14 protein-coding genes are annotated in these 15,947 nt (G+C 69.9%); 10 read left to right on the top strand and 4 right to left on the bottom strand.

The annotated features are described in order from the left end of the window. The first annotated feature begins 74 nt into the window (after window positions 1-74). The 5 genes from OG801_RS23030 (at window position 75) to OG801_RS23010 (ending at window position 5,681) form a co-directional block, all read left to right on the top strand. On the top strand, window positions 75-1,397 hold the full coding sequence (locus OG801_RS23030) for an ABC transporter substrate-binding protein (RefSeq protein WP_406031543.1): 1,323 nt from the start codon (window positions 75-77) through the stop codon (window positions 1,395-1,397). Further along, a complete protein-coding gene (locus tag OG801_RS23025) occupies window positions 1,397-2,350 on the top strand; it encodes a carbohydrate ABC transporter permease (RefSeq protein WP_406031542.1) in 954 nt (317 codons plus the stop codon). Before OG801_RS23030 ends, OG801_RS23025 begins: the two co-directional genes overlap by 1 nt. Further along, entirely contained in the window at window positions 2,347-3,183 is an 837-nt protein-coding gene (locus OG801_RS23020; protein ID WP_355020621.1) for a carbohydrate ABC transporter permease, read from the top strand. The genes OG801_RS23025 and OG801_RS23020 overlap by 4 nt, the downstream gene beginning before the upstream one ends. Further along, window positions 3,180-4,655, top strand: coding sequence for a mannitol dehydrogenase family protein (locus tag OG801_RS23015; RefSeq protein ID WP_406031541.1), 1,476 nt, complete (start codon window positions 3,180-3,182; stop codon window positions 4,653-4,655). The genes OG801_RS23020 and OG801_RS23015 overlap by 4 nt, the downstream gene beginning before the upstream one ends. Window positions 4,656-4,778: 123 nt before the next feature. Next, window positions 4,779-5,681 carry a DUF559 domain-containing protein gene (locus OG801_RS23010; protein WP_406031540.1) on the top strand — a complete coding sequence of 301 codons (903 nt, stop codon included), beginning with the start codon at window positions 4,779-4,781 and terminating at the stop codon, window positions 5,679-5,681. A 109-nt stretch (window positions 5,682-5,790) separates the two neighbouring features. On the opposite strand, the gene OG801_RS23005 is transcribed toward OG801_RS23010, so the two are convergent. Further along, window positions 5,791-9,348, bottom strand: coding sequence for an Rne/Rng family ribonuclease (locus tag OG801_RS23005; protein ID WP_406031539.1), 3,558 nt, complete (start codon window positions 9,346-9,348; stop codon window positions 5,791-5,793). Between the two features lie 481 nt (window positions 9,349-9,829). Here OG801_RS23005 and OG801_RS23000 point away from each other — a divergent pair, with 481 nt between their 5' ends. Then, window positions 9,830-10,726, top strand: a complete 897-nt coding sequence (locus OG801_RS23000; protein ID WP_355020625.1) for an ABC transporter ATP-binding protein — start codon at window positions 9,830-9,832, stop codon at window positions 10,724-10,726. Then, on the top strand, window positions 10,723-11,448 hold the full coding sequence (locus OG801_RS22995) for a hypothetical protein (RefSeq protein WP_406031538.1): 726 nt from the start codon (window positions 10,723-10,725) through the stop codon (window positions 11,446-11,448). The genes OG801_RS23000 and OG801_RS22995 overlap by 4 nt, the downstream gene beginning before the upstream one ends. 18 nt (window positions 11,449-11,466) lie before the next feature. Here OG801_RS22995 and OG801_RS22990 read toward each other — a convergent pair whose 3' ends face one another. Beyond that, the gene (locus OG801_RS22990; RefSeq protein WP_406031537.1) at window positions 11,467-12,663 is read right to left on the bottom strand and encodes a winged helix DNA-binding domain-containing protein; all 1,197 of its coding nucleotides are present in this window, start codon (window positions 12,661-12,663) and stop codon (window positions 11,467-11,469) included. Window positions 12,664-12,687: 24 nt separating this feature from the next. Next, window positions 12,688-13,416: a TIGR03936 family radical SAM-associated protein gene (locus tag OG801_RS22985; protein WP_406031536.1), complete on the bottom strand. Its 729-nt coding sequence runs from the start codon at window positions 13,414-13,416 to the stop codon at window positions 12,688-12,690. Window positions 13,417-13,515: 99 nt separating this feature from the next. Between OG801_RS22985 and OG801_RS22980 the strand changes: the two genes are divergently transcribed. Continuing rightward, window positions 13,516-14,508, top strand: coding sequence for an endonuclease/exonuclease/phosphatase family protein (locus OG801_RS22980; protein WP_355020629.1), 993 nt, complete (start codon window positions 13,516-13,518; stop codon window positions 14,506-14,508). A 36-nt stretch (window positions 14,509-14,544) separates the two neighbouring features. On the opposite strand, the gene OG801_RS22975 is transcribed toward OG801_RS22980, so the two are convergent. After that, a complete protein-coding gene (locus OG801_RS22975) occupies window positions 14,545-14,913 on the bottom strand; it encodes a nuclear transport factor 2 family protein (RefSeq protein ID WP_355020630.1) in 369 nt (122 codons plus the stop codon). A gap of 48 nt (window positions 14,914-14,961) precedes the next feature. Between OG801_RS22975 and OG801_RS22970 the strand changes: the two genes are divergently transcribed. Together OG801_RS22970 and OG801_RS22965 are read left to right on the top strand one after the other, a co-directional pair. Then, window positions 14,962-15,384 (top strand): GNAT family N-acetyltransferase, encoded by a 423-nt coding sequence (locus OG801_RS22970; RefSeq protein ID WP_406031535.1) that lies wholly within the window; start codon window positions 14,962-14,964, stop codon window positions 15,382-15,384. Window positions 15,385-15,435: 51 nt separating this feature from the next. Beyond that, on the top strand, window positions 15,436-15,819 hold the full coding sequence (locus OG801_RS22965) for a RidA family protein (protein WP_406031534.1): 384 nt from the start codon (window positions 15,436-15,438) through the stop codon (window positions 15,817-15,819). The last annotated feature ends 128 nt before the right edge of the window (window positions 15,820-15,947 follow it).

Genomic DNA, 15,947 nt, shown 5'->3' with positions numbered 1-15,947 from the left:
CACTGCGAGGAGGCAGATCGATGCGGGTACGGAGACGGACCTCCGCAGCGCTGACAGCGCTCTCATTGACCACCGTGTTGCTGACAGCATGCGGGACCGGCGGACTGGGCGCCGGCGGGACGAGCGCGGGTGAGCACAGCATCACGGTGCTGATGGTCAACAACCCCCAGATGCTCGAGCTCCAGGAGCTCACCGCGGAGCACTTCACCGAGGAGACCGGGATCGAGGTGAACTTCGTGGTCAAGGTCGAGCAGGACATGCGCGACACCGCGAGCACCGAGTTCGCCAACCAGTCCGGGATCTATGACGTGGCGACGCTGTCCAACTTCGAGATCCCCTACTACGCCGAGGCCGGCTGGATCTCGGACATGGAAAGCATCGCGAACGACCCCGAGTTCGACCAGGACGACATCCTGCCGCCCATGACCGAGGCGCTCTCGGCCAACGGCAAGGTCTACGGCCAGCCGTTCTACGGCGAGTCCTCGTTCCTGATGTACCGCAAGGACCTGTTCCAGAAGCACGGCATCGAGATGCCGGCCAACCCGACCTGGGAGCAGGTCGCCGGCTTCGCCGCCCAGATCAACGAGGCCGAGGCCGACATGCGCGGCATCTGCCTGCGTGGCCTGGCCGGCTGGGGCGACAACCTCGCCTCGATCACGACGGTGGTCAACACCATGGGCGGCACCTGGTTCGACGAGGACTGGAACGCCCAGGTCAACAAGGGCGGCTTCAAGAAAGCAGCCAACTTCTATGTCGACCTGGTCCGCGAGCACGGCGAGGCCGGCGCCGCGACCTTCAGCTTCCCGCAGTGCCTCAACGCCATGCAGCAGGGCAAGGTCGCGATGTGGTACGACGCCACCTCCGGTGCCGGGTCGCTGGAGGCCGAGGACTCGCCGGTCAAGGGCAAGGTCGGCTACGTCGCCGCCCCGCACGACCAGACCGAGAATGCCGGCTGGCTCTACACCTGGGCGTGGGCGATCCAGAAGGCGTCACGGCACCAGGAGGACGCCAAGAAGTTCGTCGCCTGGGCCTCCAGCAAGGAGTACGAGCAGCTGGTGATGGCCGACACCGAGAACGACACCGGCGGGCCTACCAACGTTCCCGCGGGCAAGCGTGCCTCGACCTATGCGGACCCCGAGTACCTCGAGGTGGCCGGCTCCTTCGCGACCCCGACCATGAACGCGATCAAGAACGCGCAGGCCGACAACCCCGGCGTCCAGAAGCGGCCCTACAACGGCATCCAGTTCGTCGGGGTTCCGAGCTTCACCGACTTCGGCACCGAGTGCGCCAAGCAGCTCAGCAGCGCCATCTCCGGCTCGAAGACCACCGACGCGGCACTCGACCGCTGTCAGTCGCTCGCCCAGGCGTACGGCGACGTCCAGAAGGAGAAGCAGTGATGGCCACCGTGACCGCACCACTCCGTGAAACGACCGACCCGACGGCGACCCGGCCGCCCGCGGCGTACAAGAAATGGGGCCGGGAGTCGTGGAACCTGCGCGCGCCGCTGCTGCCCGCGCTGATCTTCCTGATCGTGGTGACGCAGCTGCCGTTCGTGGCGACGCTGGTGATGTCGTTCATGAACTGGAGCGCTCAGCCCGACGCGCCGGAGCGCAGCTTCGCCGGCCTCGACAACTTCAAGACCGTGTTCACGACGCCGGCCTACCGTACGGCCGTCCTGAACACGATCGAGATGACCGTGGTCGTCGTCGGCGTCAGCGCCGTGCTCGCCCTCGGGATCGCGATGCTGCTCAACCACGCCTTCATCGGCCGCGGTCTGGTGCGCACGATGATGATCGCGCCGTTCCTGATCGTGCCGATCGCGGCCGCGGTCTTCTGGGGCAACGGCATCCTGATGACCGGGTTCGGCCTGGTCGACGGTGTGCTCGGTCAGCTCGGGGTGCCGGGTGCGCAGGACATCGCGTTCCTCACCGACCATCCGAAGCTCGCCATCGAGATCGAGCTGATCTGGCAGTGGACGCCGTTCATGATGCTGATCCTGCTCGCCGGCCTGCAGTCGCAGGATCCTGAGGTGCTGGAGGCGGCGAGCATCGACGGCTGCAGCGGGTGGCAGACGTTCGTGCACATGACGCTCCCCCACGTACGCCGCTACCTCGAGCTCTCGATCGTGCTCGGCACGATCTTCATCGTCCAGAACTTCGACTCGGTCCTCGGCATGACCGGTGGGCTGAACTCCACCAACATCCCGTACGCCGTCTACGAGACGTTCTACTCGGCCAAGGACTACGGCGTCGCCTCCGCACTGGGCGTCGTCGTGGTCATCGGCTCACTGATCATCGCGACCTTCGCGCTGCGCGTCGTGTCGTCCCTGCTCGAGGAGGAGAGCCGATGAACACCTGGAACCGGCAACGGGTGGCGAAGATCGTCATCCCGATCGCAGCGTGGCTGGTCGGCATCATCTTCGTGATCCCGATCCTCTACATGGTCCTGACGTCGCTGCACGCACCGCAGGACGCTCAGACGTACCCGCCCAGCTGGGGTGCCCCGCTGACGCTGGACAACTACACCGGCCTGTTCACCTCCGCGAACCCGATCACCCCGGCGCTGATCAACTCGGTGATCACCAGCGTGATCTCGACGCTGCTCGTGCTCGCCCTGGCCATCCCCGCCGCGTACGCCCTGGCGATCAGGCCGGTGAGGAAGTGGTCGGACGTGATGTTCTTCTTCCTCTCGACCAAGATGCTGCCGATGGTCGCGGGCATCCTGCCGCTCTACCTGTTCACGACGAAGGTCATCAACATGCCCGACAACGTGATCGTCCTGATCCTGATCTACACCGCGATGAACCTGCCGATCGCGGTCTGGATGATGCGCTCTTTCCTGGTCGAGGTGCCGCCCGCGATCATCGAGGCGGCCTCGATCGACGGCGCCAGCACGTTCCGCATCCTGACCCGCATCGTGGCCCCGATCGCCATGCCCGGCGTCGCGGCCACCTCGCTGATCTGCTTCATCTTCGCCTGGAACGAGCAGCTCTACGCCAAGGTGCTCACCAGCGTCGCCGCGCAGACCGGACCGGTCTACGTGAACACCCTGATCCAGACCGAGCACGCCTACCTCGCCGAGCTCGCCGCCGGGGCGACGCTGATCTCGCTGCCCGTGCTCATCGCCGGGTTCGCCGCTCAGGACAAGCTGGTGCAGGGCCTCTCCCTCGGGGCGGTCAAGTGACTCATCCGCGACTCACGACTGGCCAGCTCGGCGAGCTCTCCGTGTCCGTTGCCGTCCCTGCCTACGACCGCTCCGCCGTCACCCCCGGGATCGTGCATCTCGGGGTAGGTGGCTTCCACCGTGCCCACCAGGCGCGCTACGTCGACGACCTGCTCGCCTCGGGCGTCCGCGACTGGGGAATCGTCGGGGTGGGGCTGATGCCCCAGGACGTACGCATGCGGGATGCTCTCGCAGCGCAGGATCATCTCTACACGCTCGTCGAGCGGGCCCCGGACGGGGGCGTGCGGGGGCGGGTGATCGGCTCGATCATCGACTACCTCTTCGCCCCCGACTCCCCCACGGACGTGCTGGCGCTGCTCACCGACCCGAGGATCCGGATCGTGTCGCTGACCATCACCGAGGGCGGCTATCACGTCAACCAGGCGACCGGTGGCTTCGACGCCTCCGATCCCGCCATCCAGGAAGACCTGCGGCCGGGTGCGGTGCCGACCACGGCATTCGGGTATGTCGTGGAGGCGCTGGCTCGCCGCCGGGCCGCCGGGGTGGCCCCGTTCACGGTCATGTCCTGCGACAACATCGCCGGAAACGGGGAGGTCGCCCGGGCGATGCTGTCTTCCTTCGCGTCCTTGCGTGACCCGGCGCTGGGTGAATGGGTCGGGTCCGAGGTGGCCTTCCCGAGCTCCATGGTGGACCGGATCACCCCGGCCACCACCGACGCCGACGTCGAGGAGGTCGGCTGGCGGTTCGGGATCGGAGACGCCTGGCCGGTCGTCAGCGAGCCGTTCTCCCAGTGGGTGCTCGAGGACCACTTCCCCCAGGGACGGCCGCCGTTCGAGCAGGCCGGGGTCGAGATGGTGCCCGATGTCGAGCCCTATGAGCTGATGAAGCTGCGGCTCCTCAACGCCAGCCACCAGGCGCTGTGCTACCTCGGCTATCTGTCCGGCTACCGCTACGCCCACGAGGTCTGCACGGATCCGCTGTTCGTCGACTTCCTGCTCGGCTACATGTCGCAGGAGGGCGCCCCGACGCTGCCGCAGGTGCCCGGGGTGGACCTGCCGGGCTACCAGCGGGAGCTGATCTCCCGCTTCGCCAATCCCTATATCCGCGACACCCTGGCGCGGCTGTGTGCGGAGAGCTCCGACCGGATCCCGAAGTGGCTCGTACCCGTCATCTCGGCCCAGCTCGCGTCGGGCGGCTCCGTCCGCCGGTCGGCGCTCGTCGTCGCCTCCTGGGCCCGCTACGCCGAGGGCGTCGATGAGCAGGGCGCGCCGATCGACATCATCGACCGGCGCCGGGCCGACGTGACGGCCCGCGCGATCGCGCAGCGCGAGGACCCGCTCGCCTTCCTCCGCGACCCCGACCTCTTCGGCGACCTCGTCGACTCCCCTGAGTTCACCGAGCCGTACGCCGAGGCGCTCGCGTCCCTGCACGCGGTCGGCGCGCGGAAGACTCTCGAGTCCTGGGAGACCTGACACACAGTTGGTGCGATCCGGGCGGGTCGGCGGGGATATGAGGTTGAACCGTGTGCATCGATGCACCAGGTTGATCCCATCCCGGCAGCCGACCTGCCCAGACATCGATCCTCGAGGTGAACTGTGTGCGCCGCGCCCGTTCTGACAGACGTCCTCCGCGTACGCGGCGGGGCTGCCACCCGCAAAGAGCTGCTCGACCTGGGGCTCCGCGACGAACTCAACGCGGCTCTGTCTGCCGGGACAGCCATCGCGCTCACCGGCGCTCGCGTGGTACTTCCCGGGCTCCCCGACGACAAGTCGGCGGCACTCGCCATCGGCGGGGTCGTCTCCGGGCTCAGCGCCGCACGCGTGTGGGGCTGGTCGCTGAAGCACGAGCCGAGCGAGATCGAGGTGACCGTGCCGCGCAACAGCTCACGCAAGGCGCGACCAGGTGTGGTCGTACGCCGTCGGGATCTGCCCGTCGGCGCAAACTCGACCGGCGCCATCACCTCTCGGGCGCAGACCGTGGTCGACTGCGCCCGAGACCTCCCGTTCGACGAGGCGTTGTGCATCGCCGACTCGGCGCTGCGCGACGGGCTGGCCACCGGGCTGACCCGTGAGGACCTGGTCGCCGCAGCCGCGGCGTTACCGCGCACCGGGCGTCGGCGCGCGTTCGATGTGATCGCCGTCGCCGACCCACGAGCGGCGAACGCGTTCGAGTCGGTGACCAGAGCCATCGTGCTCCCGATCGCAGGTCTCTCCGTCGAACCCCAAGGCGACCTGGGACTCAGCGAAGCGGGTGCGGAGCAGTACGGCGATCTGGTCGACGCGCGCCTGAAGCTCCTCATCGAGTGCGAATCCTGGGCCTACCACTCCGGCGAGGAGCCGTTTCGACGCGACATCCGCCGCTATACCGACCTGGTCACGCGGGGCTGGACCGTCCTCCGGTTCGTCTGGGAGGACGTGATGCAGCGGCCTGACTACGTACGTCGCCAGGTCGAACGAGTCGTCGAACGCCTTGGTCCTCAGACCGTCCCGCGCGGATAGCCGCTGGTCACCGGCCCACCTGCGCAGCGCCCGAAACGAGGTGGGAGCAGCGGGAACGCCGGAGCCCCGGTGACCGCTGGTGCGGTCACCGGGGCTCCTGAGACGTACGTCAGCTGTCCTGGGACGGCGTGGTGTCGCGGCTGGCGCCACCGCGGGTGCGGGTCACGACCTTCGGCGCCGGGGTCGAGGCGGTGCCATTGCTGACGACCGGCGCCTCGGACTTGGTCGCGGTCATCACCGCGCCCTCGCCCGTGCTCACCACCTCGCGGCGGGCGCCGCGGCGCTGCCGGGTGACCACCTTGGGCTTGGAGTCGACCGGCTCGGCCGCAACCGGCTCGGCCACGATCGGCTCCGGCTTCGACTCGGGCTCGGTCACCTCGGGCTCGACGGCCGGGGCCACGGGAGCGGGCTCCTCCTCGGCGACCGGCTCGGTCGCAACCGGCTCGGACACAACCGGCGTGGACGGCGCCGGCTCCGGCTTCGACGCGGTCGAGCTACCGACGACGGCGGCCAGGACCGGACGGCCGGTGGTGGCGGCACGGCGAGTGCGCGTACGCGTGGTGACCTTCGGGGCCTCCGGCTCGGCCGGGGTCTTCGGCTCGGCCGGGGTCTCGGCGGCCGGGGTCTCGGCGGCCGGGGTCTCGGCGGCCGGGGTCTCGGCGGGCGTCTCGGCCGGCTCGGTGACCGGGGTCGACGCCTTGGACCGGCGCGAGCGGGTGCGGGTCGTGACCTTGGGAGGCTCGACCGCCGCCGGCTCGGGCGCAGCCTCGACGGGCTCGGCCGCCGGGGACTCAGCGGGGGTCTCGACCGGCTCGGCCGCCGGGGCCGATGCCTTGGACCGGCGCGAACGCGTGCGGGTCGTGACCTTGGGGGCCTCGGCGGGCTCTGCGGGGATCTCGACGGGCTCGACGACCTGGGCAGCCGGCTCGTCGGCCTTCTCCACGCTGTCGCTCTGTCCGGCCATGGCGGCGAACTCGGCGGGCGTGGGCGTCTTGGCGGACTCCTCGACGGGCTCGGCGCGCTGCTCGGTGCCGATCTCGTCCTTGCCCTTGCCGCGGCCACCGCGACCACCGCGACGGCGCGAACGCGGCTCGTCGGGGGCGACACCGGAGGACTTGCCGGCCTCGACCGGGTGCTCGTGGATCACCAGGCCACGACCGCCACAGGCATCGCAGTTCTCGGTGAAGGCCTCGAGCAGGCCGGTGCCGATCCGCTTACGGGTCATCTGAACCAGGCCCAGCGAGGTGACCTCGGCGACCTGGTGACGGGTACGGTCGCGGCCCAGGCACTCGACCAAGCGACGCAGCACCAGGTCACGGTTGGACTCGAGGACCATGTCGATGAAGTCGACGACGATGATGCCGCCGATGTCGCGCAGCCGGAGCTGGCGCACGATCTCCTCGGCCGCCTCGAGGTTGTTCTTGGTGACCGTCTCCTCCAGGTTGCCCCCGGAGCCGGTGAACTTGCCGGTGTTGACGTCGACGACGGTCATCGCCTCGGTGCGGTCGATGACCAGCGAGCCACCCGAGGGCAGCCAGACCTTGCGGTCCAGGCCCTTCGCGATCTGCTCGTCGATGCGGTACGCGGCGAAGGCGTCAGCCTCGCCGTCGTACTTCTCCACCCGCTCCTCGAGGTCGGGGGCCACCGACTGGACGTAGTCCTTGACGGTCTCCCACGACGAGTTGCCGGAGATGACCAGCTTGGCGAAGTCCTCGGTGAACAGGTCGCGCACGACCTTGAGGGTCAGGTCGGGCTCGCCGTAGAGCAGCTGCGGGGCGTTACCGTTGGCCTTCTTCTCGATGTCCTCCCAGCGCGCCTTGAGCCGCTCGACGTCACGCGTGAGCTCGTCCTCGGCGGCGCCCTCGGCAGCGGTGCGTACGATCACGCCGGCCGTGTCGGGGACGATCTCCTTCAGGAGGGTCTTGAGGCGGTTGCGCTCGGTGTCGGGCAGCTTGCGGGAGATGCCGGAGGTGGTGCCGTCGGGCACGTAGACCAGGAATCGGCCGGCCAGCGAGATCTGCGAGGTCAGGCGGGCGCCCTTGTGGCCGATCGGGTCCTTCGTCACCTGGACGAGCACCTTCTGGCCGGAGGTCAGCACCGACTCGATCTTGCGGGGCTGGCCCTCCTTCCAGCCGAGCGAGGCCCAGTTGACCTCACCGGCGTAGAGCACCGCGTTGCGGCCCTTGCCGATGTCGATGAATGCGGCCTCCATGCTCGGCAGCACGTTCTGGACACGGCCCAGGTAGACGTTGCCGATCAGGCTGGTCTGGCTCTCGCGGGCGACGTAGTGCTCCACGAGCACCTTGTCCTCGAGCACCGCGATCTGGGTGAGGTCCTCGAGCTCACGGATCACCATGACCCGGTCGACCGACTCGCGGCGGGCCAGGAACTCGGCCTCGCTCACGATCGGGGCGCGACGACGACCGGCCTCGCGGCCCTCGCGGCGGCGCTGCTTCTTGGCCTCCAGGCGGGTCGAGCCGGCCAGCGCGGTGATCTGGTCATCACCGGTGCGGCTCTGGCGAACCTTGGTGACGGTGTTCTCCGGGTCGTCCCCGGTGGCGGCGTCGCCCGAGGCCTCGCCGGCCCGGCGGCGGCGGCGACGACGGCGCGAGGAGGTGCTGCCCTCGCCCTGGTCGGCGTCGGCGTCCTTGCCGGCGTCGTCGCTCTCGGCCTCGGAGTCGTCGGACCTGTCGTCGTTGTCGGACGCGTCGGAGCCGTCGGCGTCGCCGTTGGCACCCTTGCGACGACGGCGGCCGCCACGGCGGCGACGACGACGGCCGTTGCCGCCGCCCTCACCGTCGTCGGCCGAACTGTCGTCGGACTCGGTCTCGGGCTCGGTGGTCTCGGCCTCGGGCTGCGTCTCGTCGGCAGGCTTCTCCTCGACCGGTGCCGCGTTGCGCGAGCTGCGCTTGCGGGTCCGGGTCGGGGCCGCCTCCTCTTTCGCGACCTCGGCGGCGGGCTCGGCAGCGGGCTCGGCAGCGGGCTCAGCGGCCTGCGGCTCGTCCTCGGCGGGCGCCTCGACAGCAGCCTCGACCGGCTCCTCGACGGGCTTCGGCTCGGCCGTCTTGCGCGTACGCCGGCGGGTGGTCGTCTTGGTCGGCGCCTGGAACAGCACCGCGGGGGCCGGCGGACCGGCCTGCTCGGCCTCGGTCTCCTCGAGGGTCTCGTCGGCGACGTCCTCGGCGGGGGTCTCGACGACGGGCGCGGCGGCCTTCTTGGCGGCCGTCTTCTTCGCGGTGGTCCGCTTGGCGGCGGTCTTCTTCGCCGCCGTCTTCTTGGCCGGAGCCTCGACGGACTCGGCGGGAGCCTCGGAGGTCTCGGCCTCCGGCGCGGCGGTGGCCTCGGTGGTCTCGACCTCGGCCGGCGCCGGGGCGGCGGCCTTCTTGGTCGTACGCTTCCGGGTCGTCTTCTTCGCCGCCGTCTTCTTGGCGGGGGCCTCGGCACCCTCAGTGGTCTCAGCAGACTCGGCGGGGGCCTCGGCAGCCTCCGCCGGGGCCGCGGCGGCCTTCTTGGTGGTGCGCTTGCGCGTGGTCTTCTTCGCCGCGGTCTTCTTCGCGGGAGTGGTCTCGCCGGTCGCTTCCGCGTCGGTCGTGGGGGTGTCGGTCACCGGAGCCTGCGCTGTTTCAGCGCCGTTCTCGGTGTTCTCGACAGTGGTCTCGTCGGCCATGCCGTTCTCCTCATCCAGGACCTTCACAGGTGCCGGATAGTCAGGTGCCGGGAAACGGGCGCTGCGCAGTATCGATCTTTTTCCACGTAGCAGCCGCGTCGCGGCGCAAAGCTTGTCAGGGCGGCGGCATCCTCCGCAGCGGTGCGTCACAGGCGGCGGTTCGTCACCTGCCGCGGTCGCTCGGCCGTCCGGGACCTTCCCGGGCGAGTCGCTCTCACTGACCTGCTAGGCCTGCGTCGCGGTCTGGTGACGCCCTACCTCCTGTGTGCCGGAGTGCGGCCCCGGAGGGTCCACGCCGGCGAGGCGTCGTCGGACTGTCCATTCCTCGGGGCGGGCCCGATTATTTGAGCAGTCGTCTCGGAGTATCGCATACACCCTGTCAACAGATCGATATCCGGGGACGACGTACGCCCCTGGACGGACCTGCCAGATCATCCCGCGGGCTGATTCGCCCGCCGCGCCGCGCGCCTAGGCTCGGCCTGTGATCCAACTGCGCAACCTCACCAAGAGGTACGGCGACAAGACCGCCGTGGACGACCTCACCCTCGATCTCGAGCCCGGGTCCGTGACCGGCTTCCTGGGCCCCAACGGCGCCGGGAAGTCGACCACGATGCGTCTCATCCTCGGCCTCGACGCCGCGACGTCGGGCACTGCGACCGTCGACGGCAAGGCGTACGCCGATCTCGACCGTCCCGCGCACACCATCGGCGCGCTCCTGGACGCCAAAGCGGTCCATCCGGGCCGTTCGGGACGAGACCACCTGCGCGCGATGGCCCGCAGTCAGGGCATCGAGGACCGCCGGGTCGACGAGGTCCTGGAGCTGACCGGCATGACCGCTGCCGGCCGCCGCCGTGCCGGGATGTACTCCCTGGGCATGAGCCAGCGCCTCGGCATCGCGGGCGCGCTCCTCGGCGATCCCAAGGTGCTGATGCTCGATGAGCCGGTCAACGGCCTCGATCCCGACGGCGTGCGCTGGATTCGTACGCTGCTTCGCGGCCTCGCCGCCGAGGGCCGCACCGTCTTCGTCTCCTCCCATCTGATGAGCGAGATGGAGCAGACCGCCGACCGGCTCGTCGTCCTGGGCCGCGGGCGCCTGGTCGCCGACGCACCGATGAGCGAGTTCCTCTCCCCCAGCGGCACCCGTGTCCGCGGCCCCGCGCTCGGTCCGCTCGCCGATCTGCTGGCCGGCCACGAGGTCACCTGGAACGGCGAGAACGAGCTGACCGTGGCGGTGCTGTCCCCCGAGGAGGTCGGCACGCTCGCCCATCGGGCCGGGGTGCTCCTGCATCTGCTCGAACCGGTCGAACCGACCCTGGAGGAGTCCTACGTGAAGCTGACCGCGGATGCCGTCGAGTACGCCGCCGGAGGTGCCGCATGAGTGCCCTCGCACGGGTCGTGAGCTCGGAGTGGCTCAAGATCCGGACCGTACGCTCCTCGCTCTGGTTCCTCAGTGGCGCAACCGCGATCATGCTGCTGACCTCGGTGCTCCAGGCCGACGACGGCGATCCGTCGGCCGTCGCCTCCACGGCGTCGGTGATCGGGTCGACGCAGTACTTCGTCCAGTTCCTCGCCGCCGCCTTCGGCATCCTCGCGATCACCGCGGAGTTCGCGTCGCGCTCGATCACCGTCACCTTCGCGTGTACGCCTTCGCGGACCCGGGTGCTGAGCGCCAAGGCGCTGGTCGTGGCGACGAGCGTTCTCGTGGCTGGGGTGGCCGTGGCCGGGCTCGGCCTGCTGGCCGCGGCGATCCGGCTCGGGGAGCTCGGCGACCTCACCGGCGGCGACGTCGCACTCGTCCTGCGGCTCGGCGTGTTCCTGGCACTGCTCGCGACTGTCGGGCTCGGTTTCGGTGGCCTGTTCCGCCGCACCGCCGGCGCGCTCTCCTTCGTGCTCTTCCTGCTGCTGCTGATGCCGGAGCTGCTCGGGCTGCTCGCCCAGCGGTTCGGCTGGTCGTGGCTGGAGACCGCGATCGACTACACCCCGGCACCGGCGGGGTACGCGCTCGTCCAGGGTGACTGGTTCTTCGGCGGCGTACTCCTGATCTGGGCGGTCGGACTGGTCGCCGGCTCCGCCTGGGTGCTGCGCCGCCGCGACGTCTGACCCTCGCTGCGGTCGTCCCTAGGGGAGCCGCGCGTCCTTCATCTGCCGCGAGGCGTACACGTTGGTGATCACCACACCGTCCAGCCAGGCGGTCAACCGCTCCGCCTCGGCCTCCAGCGCCTTCCGGCCGTCGTCGCCGATGTCGTGGCGCACGATCGGGTGCACCCGGCCCTCGTCGTCCTGCGCCCAGGCCCCGACGATCCGGCCGTCCCACCAGGCGGTGTTGCCGGCGTTGCCGTTGGAGTCGAAGAGGTACGCCACATCCTCGGCGTCCAGATAGAACCCGCGTTGCTTCCAGCCCATGACGGTGGGGTCGAGGGTGGGCAGCAGCGCGGCCCAGGGCTCGATCTCGGGCTCCGGCGAGGTGGCGATCGGGTCGTCGGGAAGGACCCATCCCGTGCCACCGCCCTCGAGCCCGACCTCCACGGCACCGACCGCGGCGAGCGCGGCCCGTACGGCCGACTTCGTGGACCCGAGCCACCAGACCACGTCGGCCTCGGTGCCCGGACCGAAGGTCCCCAGCCAGCGGCGGACGATCTCGGCATAACCCTCGTCAGCGGGAAGCGGAGCAGGCGCATCGGGCAACCACGACTCAAGCAGCGTCCAGGCAGGCTTGTTCAGCCGCCAGTGACCGAGGTTGGTCGCCCGCATCAGCCGACCCTGCGCGGCGAGGGTGCCGATCACCCAGCGCCCGATCGGAAACTCTCCGCCCCACTTCTTGCCGGGCGTGCCCATCCGGAAGCGGGCGTCGAGCTCCGGCACCAGCTCACGCAGCTGCGTCGTGGTCCGCGGCTCTCCGTCGGCCAGCGCGGCCAGCGTCGCGGCGTACGCCTTCTCGATCCAGCCGGCCTGGTCCTCGTGAATGCCGCCGGCAGTCAGCCACTTGTAGAGGTTCTTCTCCTCCTGGGCGGCCACCCGGGCCGAGGCGCTCCCCAGCGCGGCCGGCAACAGGTCGCGAGGGAAAGCGAAGAGCGTACGCCGCATCGCCAGCTGCTTGACCAGCGAGCGTTCCTCGTAGAGCGCCCGCTCGACGTCCTCGACGCGGAGGTCGTGGACCCGCGCGTGCAGGGCAAGGTGGACGGTCGCGGCCTCGGTCGCGTGCCAGGCGGTCATCGCCTGCGTCGCGGCCGCCACGTCGGCGTACCTGTGGTCGGGGGCGAGCCCGTGCCTTCGGGCCAGTCTCGCCCGGCGCTCACGGTCGGTGACCATTCTCATCGGCAGAGCCTCACCCAAGGCACGTTAGTGGAGCGGGTCGCCGATCGTGCCGGAAGCCTCGTCGAAGACTCCCTGGCTGAGCCGGGTCAGGAGCGGCAGTCCACCGTGCTCGGGGCCGATCTTCAGGCCGCCGATGCGCTCCAGGCCGGTGACGACGTCGTCGGGACGTACGGTCGGGGTGCCGTGCTTGAGCAGGAGCTCCAGCCGGGAGCCACCCTCGCGGGGCGCCGAGCCGAGGCGTACGACCGCTCCTCGGGCATCGAACTCGCGCAGACCCTTCTTGGTCATCCGGGACACGATGACCTCCTCGGCTCCGAGGAACGCCTCGACCGCCGCAGCCGCCTCCTCCGGCGCCGTCGGGAGGTCGATGATCCACTCGCTGCCGGTGAGCAGGTCGGCCAGCGCGCCCTTGGGCGAGGTGGCGGTGTCCACGACGTCGAGCAGGTCGAGACCGTCGGGCATGACCTCGTCCAGGGCAGCCTTGGTCGCGGCGGGGTCGACCGTCTCGCGCAGTCCCAGCTCGACGTACTCGGCCTCGCTCGCCGCTCCCGTCGGAGCCGCACCGGCGTAGGAGATCCGCGGGTGCGGGTTGAAGCCCGAGGAGTAGGCCACCGGGATCCGGGCCCGGGCGACCGCGCGCTCGAAGGCGCGGCTGAAGTCGCGGTGACTGGTGAACCGGAGGCGGCCGCGCTTCGCGTAGCGGATGCGGAGACGCTGGACCGGCGGGGCCTGCTGTTCGGGCTGTTGACGCACGGGTCGATTATGTCGGTCCAGGGGCGCGATCACCCATCCGGCGAATGGAAAGCGAACGGTCTGTAACGGTTTGCACACCAAAAATGGGAGACTCGCGCGGTGACCCACCACAGAAGCAGGAAGTTCTCGGTACGCCTCAAGGAGCTTTTGCCGATCTTCGCGGTGGTCCTCACGGTCGGCGCCATCGCCGCGCTGACCGTCCTCGCACCCCGGCTGAGCGACTCCAGGCAGGCCTCCGCGGACACTTCCTCCTCGCCGAGCTCTGAACCCGATGCGGCCAGCCCGTCGGCCTCCGCCTCGGCATTGTCGGAGCCGCTGCCGAAGTTCAAGACGCTGGACGCACCGCCGGCGATCGACAAGGTCCCGAAGAAGCCCAAGATCGACCCGTGCGCGGTCCCGCGCAACCTGACCGTGATGACCTTCAACATCAAGGGTGGCCGGGTCTCCCCCGGTGAGCTCGGCGGCATCGCCGGCGTGATCCGGGCCTCTGGTGCCGACGTCGTACTCCTCCAGGAGGTCGACCAGAACCGCCGCCGCTCCGGCAACGTCGACCAGCCGGCGATCATCGCCTCGCACCTGGGGATGCAGTCGGTCTTCGGCGCCAACGCCTACCTCACCGACCGCGGTGGCTACGGCACCGCGATCCTGTCGCGCTACCCCATCGACGGCTACGACAACACCCACCTGCCCAACCGCGACGGCAAGGAGCAGCGCGGCGTGCTCCGGGCCAACATCATCGTCGAGGGTCAGCGACTGGTCGTCTTCAACACCCACCTCGACCACACCTCCGACTCGCTGCGGCAGGCCCAGATCGGTGCGGTCATGTCCAAGGTGAACGCCTACGACGGCGCCAAGCTCCTCGGCGGCGACCTCAACGCCGGCGACGGCTCCAGCGTCCTGGGCGCCGCCCTGGGCACGCTCTCCGACGCCGGCGCCTCGTTGGGCTCCAGCCACGACGGCGGCGGCCGCGTCGACTACCTGCTCCCCAACTCTTGGCTCTCCGCCGGCGACGGCAACGTCACCCCCACCGGCCTCTCCGACCACCACGCCGTCAGCATCGACTTCGCCATGCGCGGCGCCGCGGACTGCTGAGGCTCCAGCGTCAGGTACGACGACCGGGCCAGCGCGTCAGTAGCGCTCGACCGTTACGGCTCGCTTCGGCGGGTCGTACGCCTCCGGCCAGAAGTCGGTGACACGTGTGATCCGCCCAGCGTCGATCTCGAGGAACGTCTGCGACTCGCCCGACTCATCACCCATCCTCCAGTCGAACCAGACCACTGCCCGATCGTCGTCGGCGATCACGATCTTCGGGGTGAGGCGCCATTCGCCGGGGTAGGTCTGGTTGAACTCGAGAAACGACTCGCGCCCGATGATCAGCTCACGGGTCTGCGGCATGTCGTAGACGACGTCCTCGTCCAGCACAGCCGCCAAGGCGTCCCAGTCCCGCGCATCGAGGAGCTGGAGATAGCTACGTGCCAGTGTTCTGTTGTCCGACATGGCGGCAACCTACCGGTGGGCGAGCGAGCGCGTGGGAGACTTCCCGCCGTGATCGAGTTGCGCCCAGCGGTTACTGCTGACGTCCCGTCACTTCTGGAGCTGTGGGAGGTGGCCGCCGAGAACGACTCGCGGCCGACCGACTCCGCGGTGAAGGTCGAGACTCTGATCGCGCGCGACCCGGAGGCCTGCACGGTCGCGGTCACCGAGGATGGCCGGGTCGTCGGTTCGTTGATCTCCGGGTGGGACGGCTGGCGCGCCCACCTCTACCGGCTGGCGGTACACCCCGACGTACGCCGCCAGGGACTGGCCCATCGCCTCCTGGACCACGCCGAGACCCGCCTCGTGGCGCTCGGCGCGGGCCGGATCGACGCGATGGTCCTGGAAGGCAACGACCTGGGGCAGTCGCTGTGGAAGAGCTCGGGCTACGAGTCGCAGGCCGAGTGGCGCCGCTGGGTCCGCCCTGTCGGCTGAGCGGCGGGTAAGCGGTCGCCAAAGGGACCGAGTCGGGTCTACGTTCAGCGGATGGAGTTCCTGACCCCCGAAGACCTTCCCGCACCCGCCGGCTACAGCCACGCGGTGATCACCGACCCCGGCGCCCGGCTGGTCGTGACCTCGGGCCAGGTCGGCGTCACCGACGAGGGCGCCGTAGCCGACGGCTGGGAGGCGCAGACCCGGCAGACCTTCGTCAACCTCGGCGTGGCCCTGGCCGCCGCCGGCGCAGCCTGGGCGGATGTGGTGAAGCTGACCTACTTCGTCGTCGACACCACCGACCTGCCGCTGATCCGGTCGGTACGCGACGAGTTCGTCGACCTCGCACACCCGCCGGCCAGCTCGCTGGTGCGGGTCGCCGGCCTCTTCCGCCCCGACGTACTCATCGAGGTGGAGGCGACCGCCGCAATCAGCTGACCGGTGAGCCAGATCGGGTACGCCGACTCATCCCGAGGACGAGGCTGCCTGGCGCTACGGCCGTCACAACCCCGCACGTGCGGGGAAATGACAGCTGAAGTGGCGCCGGCCGCTGCCACTTCCATGCA

This window comes from Nocardioides sp. NBC_00163 (assembly GCF_045206295.1).
Classification (GTDB): Bacteria; Actinomycetota; Actinomycetes; order Propionibacteriales; family Nocardioidaceae; genus Nocardioides.
The sequence above is the reverse complement of the archived record's forward strand: the minus strand, read 5'-3'. Positions and strand labels throughout refer to the sequence as shown.

What these genes read in the sequence shown, in the direction of transcription:
- OG801_RS23025 (WP_406031542.1), top strand. Translation starts at nt 1,397, where the DNA reads ATGGCCACCGTGACCGCACCACTCCGTGAAACGACCGACCCGACGGCG.
- OG801_RS23020 (WP_355020621.1), top strand. Translation starts at nt 2,347, where the DNA reads ATGAACACCTGGAACCGGCAACGGGTGGCGAAGATCGTCATCCCGATC.
- OG801_RS23005 (WP_406031539.1), bottom strand. Translation starts at nt 9,348, where the DNA reads ATGGCCGACGAGACCACTGTCGAGAACACCGAGAACGGCGCTGAAACA.
- OG801_RS22995 (WP_406031538.1), top strand. Translation starts at nt 10,723, where the DNA reads ATGAGTGCCCTCGCACGGGTCGTGAGCTCGGAGTGGCTCAAGATCCGG.
- OG801_RS22990 (WP_406031537.1), bottom strand. Translation starts at nt 12,663, where the DNA reads ATGAGAATGGTCACCGACCGTGAGCGCCGGGCGAGACTGGCCCGAAGG.
- OG801_RS22975 (WP_355020630.1), bottom strand. Translation starts at nt 14,913, where the DNA reads ATGTCGGACAACAGAACACTGGCACGTAGCTATCTCCAGCTCCTCGAT.
- OG801_RS22965 (WP_406031534.1), top strand. Translation starts at nt 15,436, where the DNA reads ATGGAGTTCCTGACCCCCGAAGACCTTCCCGCACCCGCCGGCTACAGC.